This is a genomic window from Paenisporosarcina sp. P4_D4, from assembly GCF_056401835.1.
Genome location: NZ_JBFUIO010000396.1, coordinates 1 through 714 on the forward strand (window position 1 = coordinate 1; position 714 = coordinate 714).

Here is a 714-nt window from a genome sequence, read left to right on the forward strand (position 1 = left end):
TGCTATGGATTCAAAAATGACTGCCTTTAATCGGCAGTCATTTCAGACTGTAGACAAACAAAAAAATAAATGTTGATTTCCATTGCGGCAGTAGCTTTGAAATAAAGTTTGATAATTTAAAACAAAGTCCGATAATTTCTAAAAAAGTTTGATCATTTATTAATAAAGTTTGATTAAAATTATCKCACCTCTATCKTTTCTTAGAATTGAGGTGATTTTGTTTTTTTTTTTTTTGGATATTTATGTTAATWTCACTATRAAGATTGTGAAAAAATGTACTTAAACTAACGGRGCAGGTTAGTTCAATAAGAAGGCTTTTTTTGGAATGCCATTGAACAACGATAAAAGGTACATTCTTTCAGCTTTTTTAAGCTGATACTTTAGATAAGCGCCCTTTAATGGAATAAGCAGGAATTTTTGAAAAGGTTTCGAAGTAGTTATTATACTGACGATTTTCCAAGAAGCAGGATAATGCAAGAAGGTATATCAATTCTTTTAAGTAATGTAAAATTCAAATAGTGGAGAAAGAGAAAGAAATATCAAAACTACAGAGGTGGCTTGCTTGCTAAGAGAAAAATTAAAGAAACGTGCAATATCGATGGTCCAACTTCCTGGTCATTTTCAACCTCACATAGAGGAGTATGTTGAGCGAGAGAATGGAGAAGGGGAGGCAATGTTTTCATGGACAAACGAAGAACAAGATGAGGGTATTAC

At 32.0% G+C, this 714-nt stretch carries 1 protein-coding gene; it reads left to right on the forward strand.

Annotated features, from left to right (window positions below):
* Positions 1–553: 553 nt before the first annotated feature.
* The coding region (locus AC1DSL_RS19090) for a YcdB/YcdC domain-containing protein (RefSeq protein ID WP_477533458.1) at positions 554–714 on the forward strand (161 nt) is incomplete at its 3' end.